General features: G+C 56.9%; 19 protein-coding genes and 1 other RNA gene. 6 read left to right on the plus strand and 14 right to left on the minus strand.

The features are described from left to right. Nucleotides 1-71: 71 nt before the first annotated feature. Nucleotides 72-776: a pirin family protein gene (locus PU624_RS06675; RefSeq protein WP_283547019.1), complete on the plus strand. Its 705-nt coding sequence runs from the start codon at nucleotides 72-74 to the stop codon at nucleotides 774-776. Nucleotides 777-828: 52 nt separating this feature from the next. Here PU624_RS06675 and dolP read toward each other — a convergent pair whose 3' ends face one another. The 4 genes from dolP to PU624_RS06695 are packed head-to-tail and all read right to left on the minus strand — an operon-like array spanning nucleotide 829 to nucleotide 4,401. After that, nucleotides 829-1,401 carry a division/outer membrane stress-associated lipid-binding lipoprotein gene (dolP, locus tag PU624_RS06680; protein ID WP_008925774.1) on the minus strand — a complete coding sequence of 191 codons (573 nt, stop codon included), beginning with the start codon at nucleotides 1,399-1,401 and terminating at the stop codon, nucleotides 829-831. Between the two features lie 14 nt (nucleotides 1,402-1,415). Next, nucleotides 1,416-2,003, minus strand: a complete 588-nt coding sequence (diaA, locus tag PU624_RS06685; protein ID WP_003855538.1) for a DnaA initiator-associating protein DiaA — start codon at nucleotides 2,001-2,003, stop codon at nucleotides 1,416-1,418. A gap of 14 nt (nucleotides 2,004-2,017) precedes the next feature. After that, a complete protein-coding gene (locus PU624_RS06690; protein WP_140034121.1) occupies nucleotides 2,018-2,413 on the minus strand; it encodes a YraN family protein in 396 nt (131 codons plus the stop codon). After that, a complete protein-coding gene (locus PU624_RS06695; RefSeq protein ID WP_283547020.1) occupies nucleotides 2,371-4,401 on the minus strand; it encodes a penicillin-binding protein activator in 2,031 nt (676 codons plus the stop codon). The genes PU624_RS06690 and PU624_RS06695 overlap by 43 nt, the downstream gene beginning before the upstream one ends. A 62-nt stretch (nucleotides 4,402-4,463) precedes the next feature. Here PU624_RS06695 and rsmI point away from each other — a divergent pair, with 62 nt between their 5' ends. Continuing rightward, entirely contained in the window at nucleotides 4,464-5,330 is an 867-nt protein-coding gene (gene rsmI, locus PU624_RS06700) for a 16S rRNA (cytidine(1402)-2'-O)-methyltransferase (RefSeq protein ID WP_283547021.1), read from the plus strand. A gap of 33 nt (nucleotides 5,331-5,363) precedes the next feature. Then, nucleotides 5,364-5,742: RNase P RNA component class A (rnpB, locus tag PU624_RS06705), an RNA gene on the plus strand. Between the two features lie 545 nt (nucleotides 5,743-6,287). On the opposite strand, the gene PU624_RS06710 is transcribed toward rnpB, so the two are convergent. The 10 genes from PU624_RS06710 to PU624_RS06755 all read right to left on the minus strand — a co-directional run bounded on the left by PU624_RS06710 (nucleotide 6,288) and on the right by PU624_RS06755 (nucleotide 13,058). Continuing rightward, entirely contained in the window at nucleotides 6,288-7,262 is a 975-nt protein-coding gene (locus tag PU624_RS06710) for a glutathione S-transferase family protein (protein WP_283547022.1), read from the minus strand. A 76-nt stretch (nucleotides 7,263-7,338) separates the two neighbouring features. Further along, nucleotides 7,339-7,752, minus strand: coding sequence for a DoxX family protein (locus PU624_RS06715; protein ID WP_283547944.1), 414 nt, complete (start codon nucleotides 7,750-7,752; stop codon nucleotides 7,339-7,341). 202 nt (nucleotides 7,753-7,954) lie between these two features. Then, nucleotides 7,955-8,239, minus strand: coding sequence for a YqjK-like family protein (locus PU624_RS06720; protein ID WP_033733988.1), 285 nt, complete (start codon nucleotides 8,237-8,239; stop codon nucleotides 7,955-7,957). Further along, complete coding sequence (locus tag PU624_RS06725; RefSeq protein ID WP_283547023.1) at nucleotides 8,239-8,634, minus strand: phage holin family protein; 396 nt, start codon at nucleotides 8,632-8,634, stop codon at nucleotides 8,239-8,241. Before PU624_RS06725 ends, PU624_RS06720 begins: the two co-directional genes overlap by 1 nt. A 2-nt stretch (nucleotides 8,635-8,636) precedes the next feature. After that, nucleotides 8,637-8,942 carry an ElaB/YgaM/YqjD family protein gene (locus PU624_RS06730; RefSeq protein WP_283547024.1) on the minus strand — a complete coding sequence of 102 codons (306 nt, stop codon included), beginning with the start codon at nucleotides 8,940-8,942 and terminating at the stop codon, nucleotides 8,637-8,639. Nucleotides 8,943-8,977: 35 nt separating this feature from the next. Then, a complete protein-coding gene (locus PU624_RS06735; RefSeq protein WP_283547025.1) occupies nucleotides 8,978-9,352 on the minus strand; it encodes a DUF1090 domain-containing protein in 375 nt (124 codons plus the stop codon). A gap of 192 nt (nucleotides 9,353-9,544) precedes the next feature. After that, the gene (mzrA, locus tag PU624_RS06740; RefSeq protein ID WP_283547026.1) at nucleotides 9,545-9,892 is read right to left on the minus strand and encodes an EnvZ/OmpR regulon moderator MzrA; all 348 of its coding nucleotides are present in this window, start codon (nucleotides 9,890-9,892) and stop codon (nucleotides 9,545-9,547) included. Further along, nucleotides 9,892-10,566 carry a DedA family protein gene (locus PU624_RS06745; protein WP_283547027.1) on the minus strand — a complete coding sequence of 225 codons (675 nt, stop codon included), beginning with the start codon at nucleotides 10,564-10,566 and terminating at the stop codon, nucleotides 9,892-9,894. Before PU624_RS06745 ends, mzrA begins: the two co-directional genes overlap by 1 nt. 324 nt (nucleotides 10,567-10,890) lie before the next feature. Further along, nucleotides 10,891-11,667, minus strand: a complete 777-nt coding sequence (exuR, locus tag PU624_RS06750; RefSeq protein ID WP_283547028.1) for a transcriptional regulator ExuR — start codon at nucleotides 11,665-11,667, stop codon at nucleotides 10,891-10,893. An 86-nt stretch (nucleotides 11,668-11,753) separates the two neighbouring features. After that, nucleotides 11,754-13,058 carry an MFS transporter gene (locus tag PU624_RS06755; protein ID WP_283547029.1) on the minus strand — a complete coding sequence of 435 codons (1,305 nt, stop codon included), beginning with the start codon at nucleotides 13,056-13,058 and terminating at the stop codon, nucleotides 11,754-11,756. A gap of 400 nt (nucleotides 13,059-13,458) precedes the next feature. On the opposite strand from PU624_RS06755, the gene uxaC reads away from it, so the two are divergent. From uxaC to PU624_RS06770, 3 genes are read left to right on the plus strand one after another with little or no spacing between them, the layout of a single operon-like run. Further along, a complete protein-coding gene (gene uxaC, locus PU624_RS06760; RefSeq protein ID WP_283547030.1) occupies nucleotides 13,459-14,874 on the plus strand; it encodes a glucuronate isomerase in 1,416 nt (471 codons plus the stop codon). A gap of 2 nt (nucleotides 14,875-14,876) precedes the next feature. After that, nucleotides 14,877-16,325 (plus strand): tagaturonate reductase, encoded by a 1,449-nt coding sequence (locus PU624_RS06765; protein ID WP_283547945.1) that lies wholly within the window; start codon nucleotides 14,877-14,879, stop codon nucleotides 16,323-16,325. Between the two features lie 4 nt (nucleotides 16,326-16,329). Continuing rightward, nucleotides 16,330-17,820 (plus strand): UxaA family hydrolase, encoded by a 1,491-nt coding sequence (locus tag PU624_RS06770; protein WP_283547031.1) that lies wholly within the window; start codon nucleotides 16,330-16,332, stop codon nucleotides 17,818-17,820. Nucleotides 17,821-17,937 lie beyond the last annotated feature (117 nt).

Consider the following 17,937-nt stretch of genomic DNA (forward strand, 5'->3'; position numbering starts at 1 on the left):
GCGTCCAGACTTTTACCATAGGTGCATAAAGTCCGTGGCCGATCCTCGTCACCGGATGCCGGAGGTAAATAATGATAACAACACGCAGTGCGTCGGCATGTGGCCAGGCCGATTTCGGCTGGTTGCAGGGCCGCTACAGTTTCTCTTTTGGCCACTATTTTGATCCTGAACTGATGGGTTACGCATCGCTGCGTGTTCTGAACCAGGAAGTGCTGGCACCGGGTGCGGCTTTTCAGCCGCGTACCTATCCGCAGGTTGATGTGCTGAATATTGTGCTGCAGGGTGAAGCCGAATACCGCGACAGCGAAGGTAACACCATCAGCTTGCGGGAAGGGGAGGCGCTGCTGCTCTCTGCCCAGCAGGGGGTAAGTTACACCGAAATCAACCTGAGCAAAGATCGCCCGCTGACGCGCATGCAGCTGTGGCTGGCCGCCTGTCCGGAGCGCGAAAATCCACGGATGCAGAAAATTGCCCTGACGGAAAGCCGCTTGTCTCAGCTGATCGCCTCGCCGGATGGTGTGGACGACAGCCTGCAACTGCGTCAGCAGGTGTGGATTCATCAGGTGGAGCTGGCTCCGGGTGAGCAGCACGCGCTGCGGATACAGGGGCCGCGAGCCTATCTGCAGTCGATTCATGGTTCGCTGGAGGCGATGTCCGGCACGGATCATCAGGAAAAGCTGGGCTGTGGTGATGGCGCGTTTGTGCAGGAAGAGAAGCTGTTGCAGCTGAAGGCCAGCACTGCGACCCGCGCGCTGGTCATCGACATTCCGGTCTGAAAATCAGGCAAAAAAAAGGCGGCCATGGCCGCCTTTTTTGCGTTTTAGCGCGTTACTTCAGCATGGTAAAAGCGGTGGTGACGTGCTTCACGCCACTGACGCGGCTGGCGACATCAGCTGCAGCCTGCGCTTCCTGTTGTGTCACCAGACCCAGCAGGAACACCTCACCATTCTCCGTCGTCACCTTCACGTTGGAGGATTTCACCTGATCGCTGCCCAGCAGCTGCGAGCGGATTTTGGTAGTAATCCAGGTGTCAGACGACGTGGTGCCCAGCGTCACTTTCTGGCCGATGCGGATCTCGTTATAGACCTCGGTTGCGCCATCAACGCCCATGGTGATCTGTTTGGCACGATTAGCGATCTCCTGTGAAGGCGCCTGACCGGTCAGCAGCACTTTGCCCTGATAGGCCGTGGCGACAACGCGGGCATCGGTTTTAATCTGCTGATCTTTAGCCAGCGCGTTAGTGACGCGCAGCTCCAGCGTGCCGTCATCAACCTGCGTACCCACTGAGCGGGGATCGGTGGCCGTTTTGGTGGCCACGGCTGCGCCACCAGCGACGACCGCGACACAGCCCTGCAGCAGCATGGCGGTTAACAGAATAGCTATAGCATTCAATGCTTTCATTCGTGCTCCTTCGGTCATTCCTGATGGGGAAAGAGAGTGTTATCGATCAGATCGCATAAGCAATTCACGGTCAGCATATGCATCTCCTGAATACGGGCGCTGCGGTGCGACGGAATACGGATTTCCACATCCTGCGGCCCCAGCAGTCCGGCGAGCTCTCCGCCATCATACCCGGTAAGCGCAACGATAGTCATATCGCGTGTTACCGCCGCTTCTACGGCCTTCACGATGTCACGGGTGTTACCCCGGGTCGAGATAGCCAGCAACACATCACCTGCGTGTCCCAGCGCGCGAACCTGCTTGGCATAGATCTCATCGTGCAGACGATCGTTACCAATTGCGGTCAGCATCACGTTGTCGGCACTTAACGCCAGCGCCGGTAAGCTGGGGCGCTCGGTTTCGAAACGGTTGATCATGCTGGCGGCAAAGTGCTGCGCATTAGCGGATGAGGCACCGTTGCCACAGCTCAGGATTTTATTGCCATTCAGTAATGACTGCACCAGCGTCATGGCCGCGCGGGAGATGGCATCGGGCAACGCCTCGGCTGCGGCAATCTGAGTCTGAATACTTTCGGTAAAACACGCTTTAATTCTTTCCTGCACACGACCACCTGGTTCTAAACGTCTGCATTAAAGGCATTCGGCAGCCACTCGAGCGCCGTGCCGGTAATGGCGATGATGTCGAAACGGCAATTCACTGTTTCAAAACTGCCGCCGCGTTGCGCCAGCCAGAGAGCGGCAGCGCGCAGCAGCTTTTGTTGTTTATTCCGGGTTACGCTGGCGAGCGCGCCACCATAACGCGCATCGCGCCGGTAGCGGACTTCAACAAACACCCAACAGTGCCCGTCACGCATAATCAGGTCAAGTTCACCATTGCGAAAGTGAACATTACTGGCGACCCATATCAGGCCCGCCTGCTCCAGATAGCGCCGGGCATCGTCTTCATGCCCGGCACCAATCTGTCGGCGATTTAGTTGGCCGGTGCGATTTCGCCCCGACGATACTGGTTCCATGTCAACTTCCTGTTGATCACACAATCCGTGTCGGCGCTGAGCTTGCCGGTGTTGCCATCCAGCGTGAAGCCAGGAGACTGACGCATCTGGTTGAAGTGATTCGCCAGCGTCCAGGCATCCATACCCATGGCATAGAGGCGCACCAGCGAGTAGTCATTGTTGAATGACTTCGACGTCTGCTGCATCAGGCCAGGGTTGCTGCCGGAGAGCAGCGGAATATCGCTGAACTGCAGGCCATCCATTTCCAGACGGAAGTCCGGGCCGGCACCGGCCTGCGCGCTGCGCGAGCTGGCGTAGAGCGAGATGTTGCTGCGACTGCCGGTGCGCATGGTGATCATCGGCTTAATCAGCTGCAGTTCATCCTGCGTGGAGACGATGTAAACCGCATCGACACCGCCACCGCTGCTGGTGCTGACCACATCAGGCGTGCTCTGTTGCGGTGCCGGAATGGTCATGCCTGCAATCGAAACGCCCTGAGGCTGAGCGGGTGCAGCGTTGACCGGCGTACCTGACAGGCTGATACCCGCGCCGCTGTTGATGCCCTGTTTCAGCTCAGCGGTCGAGCCAAAGCGCTGCTGCATAACGGTGCTGCCACCCAGTTTCTGCCACTCCTGAGCAAAAGCGTTGGTGACGCGATCGCCCAGTCCGCTGCGCGGAACCAGCAACAGCGGCTGGCGTTTGCCCTGATCCCAGATATGGTGCGCGGCATCACGCGCTTCGTCTTCAGGAGAAAGCGCAAAGTAGCAGATATTCGGATGGTTCTGGATCTTCTCAGGCTCGTTGAGCGCCAGCACATTCAGTGGCGTCTGGCTGTTAGCGACCTTCTCAACGTTACTTTTCAGCAGTGGGCCAACCACGATAGTGGCGCCATCCTGCTGTGCCTGCTGCATCACCTGTTCAATCGGCTGGCTGCTGGTGTCATAGACCTTGATCTGAGCGTTGCTGGCCGGTGCGGCAGCAGCAGGCTGAGATTGTGGCTGTGACTGAGGCTGTGAGGTGGTGTCGGCAGACTGCTGCGGCGCGCTGATCGGATCGGCAGAAGAGCCGGCGGCTGCAGCGGGTTGCGTGCTGGCGGTTGCATCCGCGGCGGCGGGCTGGGCAGCAGCAGGCTGCGCGACCGGCGCGGTGATACCATTCTTCGCGTCGTTAAAGCCTTTCTGAATCGCATTCGCGAACACCTGCGCCTGGCCATTCAGCGGCAGCAACAGGGCGATGATGCTGGTAGAGGCTTTGGTGTAGTTCTGCATCTGGCTCAGTTGGGTCGGCAGCGTTTTGGCCGCCGGGTTCTGCGGATAGCGGGTCTGCCAGTCTTTAATGCCTGATTTGAGCATCTCAGCATCCTGGGTATTGGCACGCCAGACCGCGAGCAGATCCAGCCAGCCCTGCAGCACATTTTCGTCTGCATTAATCACCAGGTTGCTGACGTCCTGCGGCGACATCTGCGTCAGCGTCTGCCAGGTGGCGTCGATATTGCCCTGATGATCGGTGCCTTTCAGCAGCGGCTCCTGGGCAATGTAGTTGCGCAGCAGCGAGAGTGAAGGGCGACCCTGTGCGCTGGCAATCTGCAGGCTGTAGTAACGCGCCAGCTGATCCTGCGACAGTGCGCCGGTTTTCACCTGCGCTAACACGGGCTGAACATCGGCGAACTTCTGCTGAGCAATCAGCAATTGCGCTTTCAGCAGCAGGGATTCCTGTTGCTGCGTCTCAGAAAGCTGCTGCGGCAACTGGCTCAGTTGCTGCGTCGCTTCAGGATACTTTCCTTCCTTCAACAGGGCGCGGATTGCAAGTAATTGCCAGTCGGTCTTGCTATCATCGCTGCTTTGCTGCGCTTGCTGCAGATAGTAAGCGGAGCTGGCGGTGACTGGCCCCTGAATATTGACGGCTGAGGTTTGCGGCTTCTGACCGCTACACGCGGCTAAAATCAGCCCAGCAAGAATGACAGGCAGAAAGCGTCCTGCTTTATGACGAACGACTTTTGAAGGAAGCATACTGTATCCAGTGATGTTTTTTTCAAGATGCTCAATATTAAATCGGCAATTCGGATGAAACAATGAAACAACTCGATCGGGCAGAGATTTCTGCCAGCACGCTCTACATCGTTCCAACCCCGATTGGTAATTTGGGTGATATCACCCAGCGGGCGCTGACGGTGCTTTCGAGCGTCGATCTGGTCGCTGCGGAAGATACACGTCATACCGGGCTGTTGCTACAACATTTCGCCATCAATGCGCGACTCTTCTCACTTCATGACCACAACGAGCAGCACAAGGCTGAGCTGCTGCTGACGAAGCTGCAAGAGGGTCAAAGCATAGCCTTAGTTTCTGATGCTGGCACGCCGCTGATTAACGATCCGGGCTACCATCTGGTGCGTCGCTGCCGTGAAGCGGGCATCCGCGTGGTGCCGCTGCCGGGCGCCTGTGCCGCGATTGCCGCGTTAAGTGCCGCAGGACTGCCATCCGATCGTTTCTGTTACGAAGGGTTTCTGCCCGCCAAAACCAAAGGCCGTTGCGATGCGCTGCGGGCGCTGGTGCAGGAGCCGCGCACGCTGATTTTCTATGAATCAACCCATCGTTTACTCGACAGCCTGCAGGATATGGTGAGTGAGCTGGGCGCCGATCGCTATGTGGTGCTGGCGCGCGAGCTGACCAAGACCTGGGAGTCGATTTTCGGTGCGCCGGTTGGCGAGCTGCTGGCCTGGGTGAAAGAAGATGAGAACCGCCGCAAAGGCGAGATGGTGCTGATTGTCGAAGGGTACAAAGTCGATGATGAAGACGCGCTACCGGCCGATGCGCTGCGTACGCTGGCGCTGCTGCAAAAAGAGCTGCCGCTGAAACGCGCGGCTGCGCTGACCGCTGAGATCCACAGCGTGAAGAAGAACGCCCTTTATAAGTATGCGCTGGAGCAGCAAGAGGCGTGACAAATGCCGGCGAATGTCCTATTATCCCGCGCCGAAGCTGACCAGACAGTCGCCGCTTTGTCGTCGTCCTCACTTGTGGGGAGACGGGCAGAGGGGAGGAAAGTCCGGGCTCCATAGGGCAGGGTGCCAGGTAACGCCTGGGAGGCGCAAGCCTACGACCAGTGCAACAGAGAGCAAACCGCCGATGGCCCAGAAATGGGATCAGGTAAGGGTGAAAGGGTGCGGTAAGAGCGCACCGCGCGACTGGCAACAGTTCGTGGCACGGTAAACTCCACCCGGAGCAAGGCCAAATAGGGGTTCACAAGGTACGGCCCGTACTGAACCCGGGTAGGCTGCTTGAGCCAGTGAGCGATTGCTGGCCTAGATGAATGACTGTCCACGACAGAACCCGGCTTAACGGTCAGCTTCGACTTTTTACCAGAAACCCCGCTTCGGCGGGGTTTTTGCTTTTTGGGGCTTGTGCGGGCAGCGATGAATGACTGTCCACGACGCTCTCTATGAAAAGAACGCGGCTTAACGGTCAGCGTCGACTTTTTACCAGAAACCCCGCTTCGGCGGGGTTTTTGCTTTTGTGGGCCTGGTGCAGGCAGCGATGAATGACTGTCCACGACACATATTCTTATATAAGAGTGCGATGGATGATTAGCTTTGAGATCGCGCATGCGCAGGAAACAGGGTCAGATCGGAAAGTCGCTTAAGCCAATCCCTGGCCGCTCGGCCCGCGCGATTACGCACCTCATCCCTGAGGTGCGCCCGTTTCCGGGCCAACGCGTTGCGTTGTTCAAAAACGCTCCCGGCGTTTTTGTCCATGGCGCGGGACGCTTTCCTCTTCTGACCCCGTTCCCAGCATGTTGAGTTGGTCATTGCGACCAGATTCATTCTGATGCGAGAACGTCATCAGTTTGAAACCCCACTTCGGCGGGGTTTCTACATTATGACGCTAACAACAGACAGGCTTTAACCGCGGCCGTGCGGCTCATCCCAGTCAAACGCCGGGCCCAGCGATATCACGCCGCTCGGGTTGATGGTCTTGTGGCTGCAGTAGTAATGATGGCGGATATGCGGCAGGTTGACCGTCTCGGCAATGCCCGGCATCTGATAGATATCACGCAGAAAACCGCTGAGGTTTCTGTAGTCGCTGATCCGGTGACGATCGCATTTAAAATGGGTCACATAGACCGGATCGAAACGGACCAGCGTGGTCCACAAACGCAGATCCGCTTCGGTCAGCTGATCGCCGGTGAGATAGCGATGCTGGCCCAGAATCTGCTCCAGCCGCGACAGCGAATGGAACAGCGCCGTCACTGCCTCATCGTAAGCGGACTGCGAGGTAGCGAAGCCCGATTTATAGACACCGTTGTTCACGGTGTCGTAGATCCAGCCATTCAGCTCATCAATCTTCTCGCGCAGCGCTGCGGGATAGTAATCACCGGCACGTGCACCCACTGCATCAAACGCACTATTAAACATACGGATGATATCGGCAGACTCATTGCTGACGATGGTGTTCTGCTGTTTGTCCCACAACACCGGCACGGTCACGCGGCCACTGTATTGCGGATCGGCGTGCAGATAGAGCTGATAGAGGAACTCGTTCTGGTAGAGCTTATCGCCCGTCGCAGCCTCAAAGGTATCATCGAAGGTCCAGCCGTTCTCCAGCATCAGCGGATGCACCACGGAGACGTCGATCATGTTATCCAGGCCCTTCAACTGACGCATCAGCAGCGTGCGGTGCGCCCAGGGGCAGGCCAGCGAGACATAAAGATGATAGCGATCGCGCTCAGCGGCGAAGCCCGCTTTACCCACCGGACCGGCGCTGCCGTCCGGCGTCACCCAGTTGCGAAAGGCTGACTCTGAACGTTTGAAACGTCCGCCTGTAGATTTGGTGTCGTACCAGGTGTCATGCCAGACACCGTCAATTAACTGTCCCATAATGGCTCCAATGCAAACAGGGCGGGGAAATGTCCCCGCCCTGCTAAGTATATGTGGCATTGCGCTTTATGTGAGATTAGCGCGCAATCGCTGCCTGTGGTTTTCTTTTGCTGATCAGGCGATCGATGCTGTATGCACCCGGACCCACCAGACCTAACACCAGGAAGCCACCCGCGATAGAGAGGTTCTTCATGAACATAATCTGGTTCACGCCTTCGGCAAAGTTACTGTGAAACAGAAACGCGGTCAGGATAGTGAAGCCAGCCGTGAACAGGGCAGTGAAACGGGTCAGGAAACCGAACAGAATCGCCAGACCGCCGCCAAATTCCAGCAGGATAACCAGCGGCAGCATAAAGCCAGGGACGCCCATCGCTTCCATGTATTGCTGAGTGCCTGCATAACCGGTGATTTTACCCCAGCCGGCCGTAATGAACAGGATTGGCATCAGGATGCGAGCCACTAACAAACCAACGTCTTCGAATTTTTTCATCATTTACTCCAGCGCTATCAGGGATGCAGGGCAAGCTGCCCGCAGGGTTTATGCCCGCTGAAAGCAATACTGCATTCATTGGGTTGATAGCTGGAGATGATAATCGCGGAGTGGAAAGGTTGTAAGCGAGATAAACTGTCAGTGTTTTTCAGAAAATCTGATGAAGAAAAGCCGGCCTTTTCAGGACCGGCTTTTAGCAGGATTAACGCGGCGGCAGGGCAGACTTGATCATGCGCCAGGTACTCCAGGCGCCGAACCCCCGCTTTGCCCAGCGTAACAGCTTGCTCGGACTGCGAATGGAGTAGACGGCCAGCGCGCTGCTGCCAATGGCCAGATAGCGACGTAAGCTGAGGAAAGTAAACCAGCCGCGATCGTAGTGGGCGGTGCCTTCCAGCCAGTCACGCCGCGCAGCGCTTAAATCCAGCCGCTGCTGCTGCACATGCTTAAGCAGTTCATGGATGCGTTCTTCACGCTCGCGGCGGCTCATCAGCGCTGGTCCTCAAGCAAATTACGGTCGGTTTCCAGCTCTTTGCGCGTGTGGCTCAACAGCGTCGACTGACGTGATTTGTGAAGCGTCCAGAGTCCGAGAATGACCGCCAGCAGGAACAGCGTGCCGGTTGTGATGCCAATAGCCATCAGACGGTATTGCGCATCCACTGCCCAGATAATCAGAACCATCAGGCTCATCAGACCAAATGCAGTGAACAGCATTGTCAGGCCAACCATCAACAGCAGCTGAATCAGGTTAGCTTTCTCGTGCTCCAGTTCCACCACTGCCAGACGAACGCGCGTCTCGACCATGCCAACCAGCGTGGTCACAATACGCTGGCCGATGTTTATGACCCCTTTAGCCGGGCCGTGGTTGTGCTGTGAGTCAGCCATGGTTAGCGACGCGAAATGAGCATGCCGAGCGCGACACCAATCGCTGCACCGATACCCACGCCATGCCATGGATTTTCACGCACGTAGCCTTCAGCTTTCTGCGCCGCTTCACGGGTGGTCGCAGCGAGGCGTTCACCTGATTCGCCCAGACGTTCACGTGAGCTATCTAGCGCATCACGCGCTTTACTGCGAAGTTTATCCAGCTCGCCTTTGGATTTTTCAGTGCTGCTGCTCAGCACCTCTTCCAGGGTATCAGCCAGGTTTTTCAGTTCAGCACGCAAATGTTCCGATGATGTGTCTTTAGACATAAAATACTCCTTTAACATCAGTTGGTTAATTCCGATTAATAGGGCTCCGCCTGTAACTTTTTCAGCTCCCGGCGCGCTTCATCCAGTTTTTCCTGTCGCTTAGCAATCTTGTCCCTGTCACGGCCCTCTTCACGCTCTTCCCTGAGTGCGTGCTCACGCTCTGCAACTTTCTGCTTCTGAGCGTTAATTCTTTCCAGATGGGCGGCCTCAAGCTTTTTATCGCTGCAATCTGCCCGGACTTCGGTCAGCGCGCGCTCCAGACCATTAACACGGCGCTGGTTGTTATGCTTCTGCGCCATCCCGATTTCACGCTGAATATCCTGCTCTTTCTGTTCACACAGCGATTCTGCCGCCAGCAGTGAACCCGACAGCGAAAACAGCGCGACTCCCAGTAATACTTGATATTTCATCGGTCCTGAACCTTCCATTGCGACCTGATTCGTCATCACACGCGGAATCTTTTGCCCACGGGTGCTGAGAATCGACTCTCGGTTAAGCATAGACACGCATAGTAAAAAGTTCAAAGAAGACCGGGAGATAGAGCGCCTTTAAGACCGCCACACTCACCCGCGGCGGTCTTAAAAAAGAGGAGAGTCGTGGGATTACGCCAGTGAGAGGTGCTGTGAGTGATCGTGCTGCGCCACAATAAAGCCCTGTGGCAGCAGGCGGCGTAACACCTTCTGGGCAGCCAGACTCTGCTCTTCGCTGTCAAAATGGATGATCAGTGCATCACCCGCAGGGGTAATGCTTTTGATACGGATACCCTGCGCGCTTAACTGCTGATAGAGATAAAAACCATCGGGCAGCGTGGCGCCAGCATGGGAAACCCGAATCTGCACGACCGTTTCATGTTTCATTAAAGGCGGGATCGCGCAAAGCGCGACCAGCGCGAGCGCGCCAGCGATCAACCACGGTAACCACCGTTTAGGAATAGCCTGCAGCAGTTTCATTACTCGGCTTTCCCGTTCTGATTCGCCTGTCGCTTACGCCATATCACTACCAGGGATCCCACCAGACCAAACACCAGCAGTGCCAGCGGCAGCATCATCAGGAAGAACATCATCTCGTCTTCATAACGACGGAAAATCGGGGTTTTACCCAGTGCGAAGCCGATAACGGTCAGAATCACGACCCACAGGAACGCACTGATCCAGTTGAAGAACTGAAAGCGGGCGTTACTGAGGCCCGATAATCCGGCGATGGTAGGCAGCAGCGTTCGCACAAATGCGATAAAGCGACCAATCAGCAGGGCCGATAAGCCGTGACGGTGGAACATGCTGTGCGCACGCAGATGATACTGGGCGGGAAGATGGGCGAGCCATTTCTGTACCGTGGGCGTGTTACCCAGCCAGCGGCCCTGGATGTAGCTCACCCAGCAGCCAAGACTGGCACCGGTCGTTAAAACCAGAATCGTGATGGGGAAACTCATGGTGCCTTTGGCAATCAGTACGCCGACCAGAATCAGCAGACTGTCACCCGGCAGAAAGGCGGCGGGAAGAAGGCCATTTTCTAAAAATAAAATCATGAACAGCACGCCGTAAATGGCCCATACCAGCGTGGGATCGGAGAGGGTTTCGTAGTCCTGCTGCCACAGGGCATGCAGCAACGATTGCAAAATTTCCATCAATTCATTCCTGAACATCAGTGTTAAACATGTCCCACAGGGACTTAAACGCAGACCGGCATTTCGTTATACATTTTAGGAGCGCAGCCTGGGCGGGGTTTTCCGGATCCTTCCAGAATTGATTGTTAAATCAGCGACTTTATAATCCCCTGTCGCACAGGGTAATAAAAGGGCGATAACTGTAACAAAAATCGCCTGTCTGAGACAGGAAAACTCTCTTGCGAACAGGAGTTTTACCTTGTGAAACGGCCTGTAAAAAGGAGCTTTACATGACCTGACACTATTGCAGACTAACTGACCATTTCAGGGGGTTTTCAGGCACTTTTAGCGGGCGTTATTGGACCCATCAGGCAGGATGACCGGATTCTCAGCAAACATGTAACGATCCACGTTAAATTCAAAATCATCCGCCGTCGCGTTAAACAGCATCTGTTTAGTATTTTCCAGATGTTGCCACATCGCCAGCTTGCTGGCGGCGGGATCTTTACGCATCAGGGCTTTGAGAATCTGATCGTGGTCGTCGCACCAGCTGAGAATGCTGCGCTGGTCGATGTGTTCGTGGAGTTTGAGCCAGTAGGGATTGTGAAGGCGGTGCAGCCACATTTTTTCAACGATAGCGGCTAACGCACTGTTCTGGGTGGACTGTGCGATACGCACATGAAACTGCATGTCCCACTCGGAGTCGCGGAAGTGATCCTCCTGGCGGGCTTTTTCCTGAATCGCCATCAGATCGATGATGTCCTGACGCGTCACCTGGGTTGCAGCGAACTCCGCCACATTACTTTCAATCAGCTGGCGCGCCTGCAGTAATTCAAACGGGCCAAACGTCGCGAACTCCAGCTGGCTGCTGGTGGGAGCGATGCGGTTCTGCTGCTGGCTGGCAATCACGTGAATGCCGGAGCCTTTGCGGACCTCAACATAGCCTTCCACTTCCAGCATGATGATCGCTTCGCGGACGACGGTGCGGCTCACTTCCATCTCTTCGGCAATCAGGCGTTCAGCAGGCAGTTTTTCGCCGACCGGGTAGATCCCGGTTTCGATGCGGCTTTTCAGCTCGCTGGCCAGCTGTTGATAGAGTCGACGGGATTCAGTGAGGTCCATAGCACAATCCTGGTAGCAGACAGATAAGTTGTTATACCACTTCAGGCGGTGCGAGGAAATGGGCTGGCTTGCGCCAGCCCGGCAGATCAATTGTGAACGGCGCTGGCTGGCGGAATAACCGTTTCCGCTTCCAGCTCTGAAATCGGTTTGTTTTTCAGGACGGTCCAGATCACCACGGCACCCAGCAGATCGAACACCGCCAGCGCGGCAAACAGCGGGCTGAAGCCCAGCGTATCGGCCAGTGCACCGACAACCAGCGCAAACATGGTGCTGGCGGTCCAGGCTGCCATGCCGGTCAGGCCGTTAGCCGTCGCGACTTCGTTGCGGCCGAAAACGTCTGATGACAGGGTGATCAGTGCGCCAGAAAGCGCCTGATGCGCAAAGCCGCCGATGCACAGCAGACCAATCGCGACGTAAGGGCTGGTGAACAGGCCGATGGTGCCCGGCGCAATCATTAACACCGCACCCATCGTGACGACCATCTTGCGGGAGACGATCAGATTAACGCCGAACCAGCGCTGAAACAGCGGCGGCAGGTAGCCACCCAGGATGCAGCCGAAGTCCGCGAACAGCATCGGCATCCAGGCAAACATCGCAATCTCTTTCAGATTGAAGCCGTACACCTTAAACATGAACAGCGGAATCCAGGCGTTGAAGGTTCCCCACGCCGGTTCTGCCAGAAAACGCGGCAGGGCAATGCCCCAGAACTGACGATTACGGATAATCTGCAGGGCCGACATTTTGCGGGTGTTACCGGTCTGATGCTGCGCTTCCTGACCGGAGATAATATAGTCACGCTCTTCATCGCTCAGCTTCTTCTGCTGTTTCGGATGTTTGTAAAACACCAGCCAGCAGAGCGCCCAGGCCATGCTGAGTACACCGGTCATGATAAAGGCCATCTGCCAGCTGTGCGCCACGATCGCCCAGACGACCAGCGGCGGAGCCAGCATCGCCCCGATAGACGAACCGACGTTAAAGTAGCCTACCGCGACCGAACGCTCTTTGGCCGGGAACCACTCACTGCTCGCTTTCAGTCCGGCTGGGATCATCGCCGCTTCAGCCGCACCGACGGCACCACGTGCCAGCGCAAGGCCGCCCCAGCTGCCTGCCATTGCGGTGGCGGCACAGAAGATCGCCCACAGCACAGCAAACACCGCGTAGCCGACTTTGGTACCCAGCAGATCCAGTACATAACCTGCCACCGGTTGCATCAGCGTGTAGCAAGCTGAATAAGCCGCAATGATGTAGGAGTACTGCTGCGTGGTGATGTGCAGCTCTGACATTAACGTCGGGGCCGCCACAGCAATGGTGTTACGGGTCAGATACCCCAGCACCGTACCGAGCGTCACCAGTCCAATCATGTACCAGCGTAACCCTTTGATCTTACGCATCCTCTACCTCTTCCAGTTCTGTATGCGGTCTTGCCGCTGTTGTTATCTGGAGCGGGACAGCACGTGATGCAGCTCTGCTCACGCCCGCAGGTCCTGTCTGAGCAACCCTGTTCTGACCTTGCCATTATCTGAGTCACTTACGCCCTCATGATGGGACGAGAGCCTAACTTGTTATACAACTTTAAAAGTTGAGTGCCATCACAAAAACCCTTTCTGCACTGTGGGATACTGGAAACCTGCGTAATGACAGCCATTTAGCGCGCTACGGGCGACAAAAACGTCCATAACGGCAGTCCGCTACCGCCGTTTATGTGAGCAGGATCTCAAATAAATCCGTATCCCACTAAAATTGGTATGATAACTTTGAGCCTTCAGGGGTTCAGTCGATGAGGAAGCATGTATGTCACGTTTCATGACCGAGGATTTTTTGCTGGATAGCGAGTTCGCCCGTCGTCTCTATCACGACTATGCGAAAGATCAGCCGATTTTCGACTATCACTGCCACTTACCGCCGCAGCAGATTGCCGAAAATTATCGCTTCGCCAACCTTTATGACATCTGGCTGAAGGGCGATCACTATAAGTGGCGGGCAATGCGCGCCAACGGTGTGGCTGAGGCGTTCTGTACCGGCAACGCCAGCGATCGTGAAAAGTTTGACGCCTGGGCGCGCACCGTGCCGCACACCATCGGCAACCCGCTCTATCACTGGACCCACCTGGAGTTACGCCGTCCTTTCGGCATCACCGACACGCTGCTCTCTGAAAAAACTGCCGACACCATCTGGCATCGCTGCAATGAACTGCTGGCGCAGGATAGCTTCACAACGCGCGGCATCATGCAGCAGATGAAGGTGAAGATGGTCGGCACCACGGACGATCCGCTGGATGATCTGCGCCATCACCGCGCGCTGGCAGACGATGCCAGCTTCAGCGTCAAAGTGCTGCCGAGCTGGCGTCCGGATAAAGCGTTTAATATCGAAGCCGAAACCTTCCTGCCGTGGATTGAAACGCTGGAGCAGCTGACCGACATCAGCGTGCAGCGTTTTGACGATCTGCGCAGCGCCCTGCATCAGCGGCTGGATCACTTCGCCGCGCACGGCTGTAAAGTCTCCGATCACGCGCTGGATGTGGTCTGTTACGCCGAGGCGGATGACGCCACACTGGATGGGATTCTGGCGCGTCGTCGCAGCGGTGCCGCGCCAAATCCGCAGGAAACGGCACAGTTTAAAACGGCGGTACTGGTCTGGCTGGGCAGCGAATATGCCCGCCGGGGCTGGGTGCAGCAGTATCACATTGGCGCACTGCGCAATACCAACCCGCGCCAGTATCAGCTGCTGGGGCCGGATGTGGGCTTCGACTCTATCAACGACCAGCCGCTGGCAGAGCCGCTGGCACGGCTGCTGGGTGCGCAGAATCTCAATAATGCACTGCCGAAAACGATTCTCTACTGCCTGAACCCGCGCGACAACGAAGTGCTGGCGACGATGGCGGGTAACTTCCAGGGCGAAGGTCAGGCGGGCAAAATGCAGTTCGGTTCCGCCTGGTGGTTCAACGATCAGCTGGACGGAATGCAGCGTCAGATGACTCAGCTGGCGCAGATTGGCCTGCTGAGCCGCTTCGTCGGGATGCTGACCGACAGCCGCAGCTTCCTCTCTTACACCCGCCACGAATATTTCCGTCGTCTGCTGTGCCAGATGATTGGCCGCTGGGTGGAGCAGGGTGAAGCGCCAGCCGATGAAGCGCTGTTAGGTCAGATGGTACAGAACATCTGTTTCAACAATGCCCGCGATTACTTCGGCATCGAGCTGGGAGCCTGATGATGAAAAGGCTAAACCGCCACGACTTTCCGGGCGCGGTCTATCGCGACCGGGTGATCCAGTTCGGCGAAGGAAACTTCCTGCGCGCCTTTATTGACTGGCAGCTTGACTGGCTGAATGAACATCAGGGCACCGATGCCGGGATCGTGGTGGTGCGGCTGCGCAACCGTGAAGTCAGCGACAGCCTGAATCAGCAGGATGGTCTCTACACCACGCTGATTCGCGGGCTGAACGACCAGGGCGAGCAGGTCAGCGAAACCCGGCTGATCCGCAGCCTCAATCGTGAGATCCAGCCCTGGCAGCAGTTTGGTGAATTTATGGCGCTGGCCCGGAATCCCGATCTGCGCATAGTCTTCTCCAACACCACCGAAGCGGGCATCGCTTTTGTCGGCACGGATCAGCTCACCAATCAGCCCGCCAGCAGCTTCCCCGGCAAACTGACGCAGCTGCTGTGGGCGCGCTATTCCCACTTCAATGGCGCCAGCGATCGGGGCTGGCTGGTGGTGCCGTGTGAGCTGATTGACCATAACGGTGACGCGCTGCGCGATCTGGTGCTGCGCTACGCCGATCTGTGGCATCTGCCATCCGAATTTAAAACCTGGGTGAATGAGCACTGTGCTTTCTACAACACCCTGGTTGACCGCATCGTCACCGGCTTCCCGGCGGAAAGCGAGCAGCTGCAACGCGAGCTGGGTTATGAAGATCGCTATCTGGTGGCGGGCGAAGTCTACTACCAGTTTGTGATTCAGGGGCCGTCGGCGCTGTTCAGTGAACTGAAGCTGGCGGCGCTGTCGCCACAGGTCCGGCATGTGGATGACATTGCACCCTATAAAGCGCAGAAAGTGGCCATCCTCAACGGCGCGCATACCGCGATGGTGCCGGTGGCGTTTCTGGCCGGGATTGAGAGCGTGGGTGAGGCGATGGCCGATCCGGCGATTGCCGGATTTGTGGATAACCTGCTGCGTCACGAAGTGATCCCGACGCTGGATCTGCCTGCCGATGAACTGCACGCCTTTGCCGATGCGGTTCAGCGTCGCTTCCGCAATCCGTTTATCCGTCATGCACTGCTGTCGATCGCTCTCAATGGCATGACCAAGTTCCGCACCCGTCTGCTGACGCCACTGCTGGCCGCGCATCAGCAAACCGGCGAGTGGCCGGCACACATCACCTTTGCGCTGGCAGCGTTGATCGCCTTTTATCGCGGCGAGTCAGCCGGAAAACGCTGGCCGTTACAGGATGAGCCGCAGTGGTTACAGCGCTACGCCGACGCCTGGAAAGCGGTTGATGCGGACCAGATGTCACCGGCACAGCTGGTCGATGGCGTGCTCAGCGACGCGCAACACTGGGGCGAAGATTTAACCCGTCAGCCCGGACTGGCTGCGGTTGTCACCCAACACCTGCAAAATATCATCGCCCACGGAATGCGTGAGGCGCTGAGCCAACTGAGATAACGCTATGCAAGACGCAATTAAAATTGATCCCCGCGACAATGTCGCCGTGGCGTTACGTGACTTAGAGGCGGGCGACACGATAGCGCTGCCGCCACTGAGTGTGGAGGTGAAACAGGCCGTCGGACGCGGACATAAATTCGCCCTGCAGCCCATCGCGCAGGATGAGCTGGTGATCAAATATGGGCTGCCCATTGCTCATGCCACGCAGCCTGTGGCCGCCGGTGAGTTAATCCATTCGCAGAACGCCCGCACTAATCTCAGCGATCTGGATGAGTATGCGTATCAGCCCGAGTTTGTGACGTTACCAAAGCAGCCGGGCGATCGTGAGGTGCAGATTTACCGTCGTGCTAACGGCGAGGTCGGCATCCGCAATGAGCTGTGGATCCTGCCGACCGTCGGCTGCGTCAACGGCATTGCGCGTCAGATCCTGCAGCGTTTCCTGAAAGAGACACAGGAGGCAGAAGGCATTGACGGCGCATTCCTGTTCAGCCACACCTTCGGCTGCTCACAGCTGGGGCAGGACCACGAAAACACCCGCACCATGCTGCAGAATATGGTGCGCCATCCTAACGCAGGCGCGGTGCTCGTGATTGGTCTGGGTTGTGAGAACAATCAGGTCGATGCCTTCCGCGACACCCTCGGCGCATTTGAAAGCGATCGGGTGGAATTTATGGTGTGCCAGCAGCATGACGATGAGGTTGAAGCCGGGCTGGAGCGTCTGCATGCGTTATATGAAAAAATGCGTCACGACCGGCGCGAGCCGGGCAAGCTTAGCGAGCTGAAGTTTGGTCTGGAGTGCGGCGGTTCGGATGGTTTATCCGGCATCACCGCGAACCCATTGCTGGGGCGTTTCTCAGACCAGATGATTGCCAATGGCGGCACCACCGTGCTGACCGAAGTGCCGGAAATGTTTGGCGCAGAACGGATTCTGATGAGCCGCTGTCGCGACGAAGAGACCTTCGGCAAAACGGTGGCGATGATCAACGACTTCAAACAGTACTTTATCGATCACCAGCAGCCAATCTACGAGAACCCGTCGCCGGGTAACAAAGCGGGCGGCATCACCACGCTGGAGGAGAAGTCGCTGGGCTGTACGCAGAAAGCGGGGCAGAGCCAGGTCGTCGATGTGCTGAAGTATGGCGAACGGTTAAAAACGCCGGGGCTGAATCTGCTGAGTGCACCGGGCAATGATGCGGTCGCTACCAGTGCGCTGGCGGGAGCCGGTTGCCACATGGTGCTGTTCAGTACCGGACGCGGCACGCCGTATGGTGGTTTTGTGCCGACGGTGAAGCTGGCGACCAACACGCCGCTGGCGGAGAAGAAGCCGCACTGGATCGACTTTAATGCCGGACGGTTGATCGAAGGGATGAGCATGGATGCGATGCTGGAAGATTTTGTCCACAGCATTGTGGCGATCGCCAGCGGTCAGCAGACTAACAACGAGAAGAACGATTTCCGTGAGCTGGCGATTTTTAAAAGCGGTGTAACGCTCTAAAACTTGATCGTTCAGGTAGCTCAAAAGCTTAGAGAGCGGGTGGCTGAGTCCGAAGAGCAAAGCGTCCCGCGCCATGGAAGGCGCGGGCCGAGCGAGCAGGGATGCGTAAAGCGAGTT

Source organism: Pantoea sp. Lij88 (genome assembly GCF_030062155.1).
Lineage (GTDB): Bacteria > Pseudomonadota > Gammaproteobacteria > Enterobacterales > Enterobacteriaceae > Pantoea.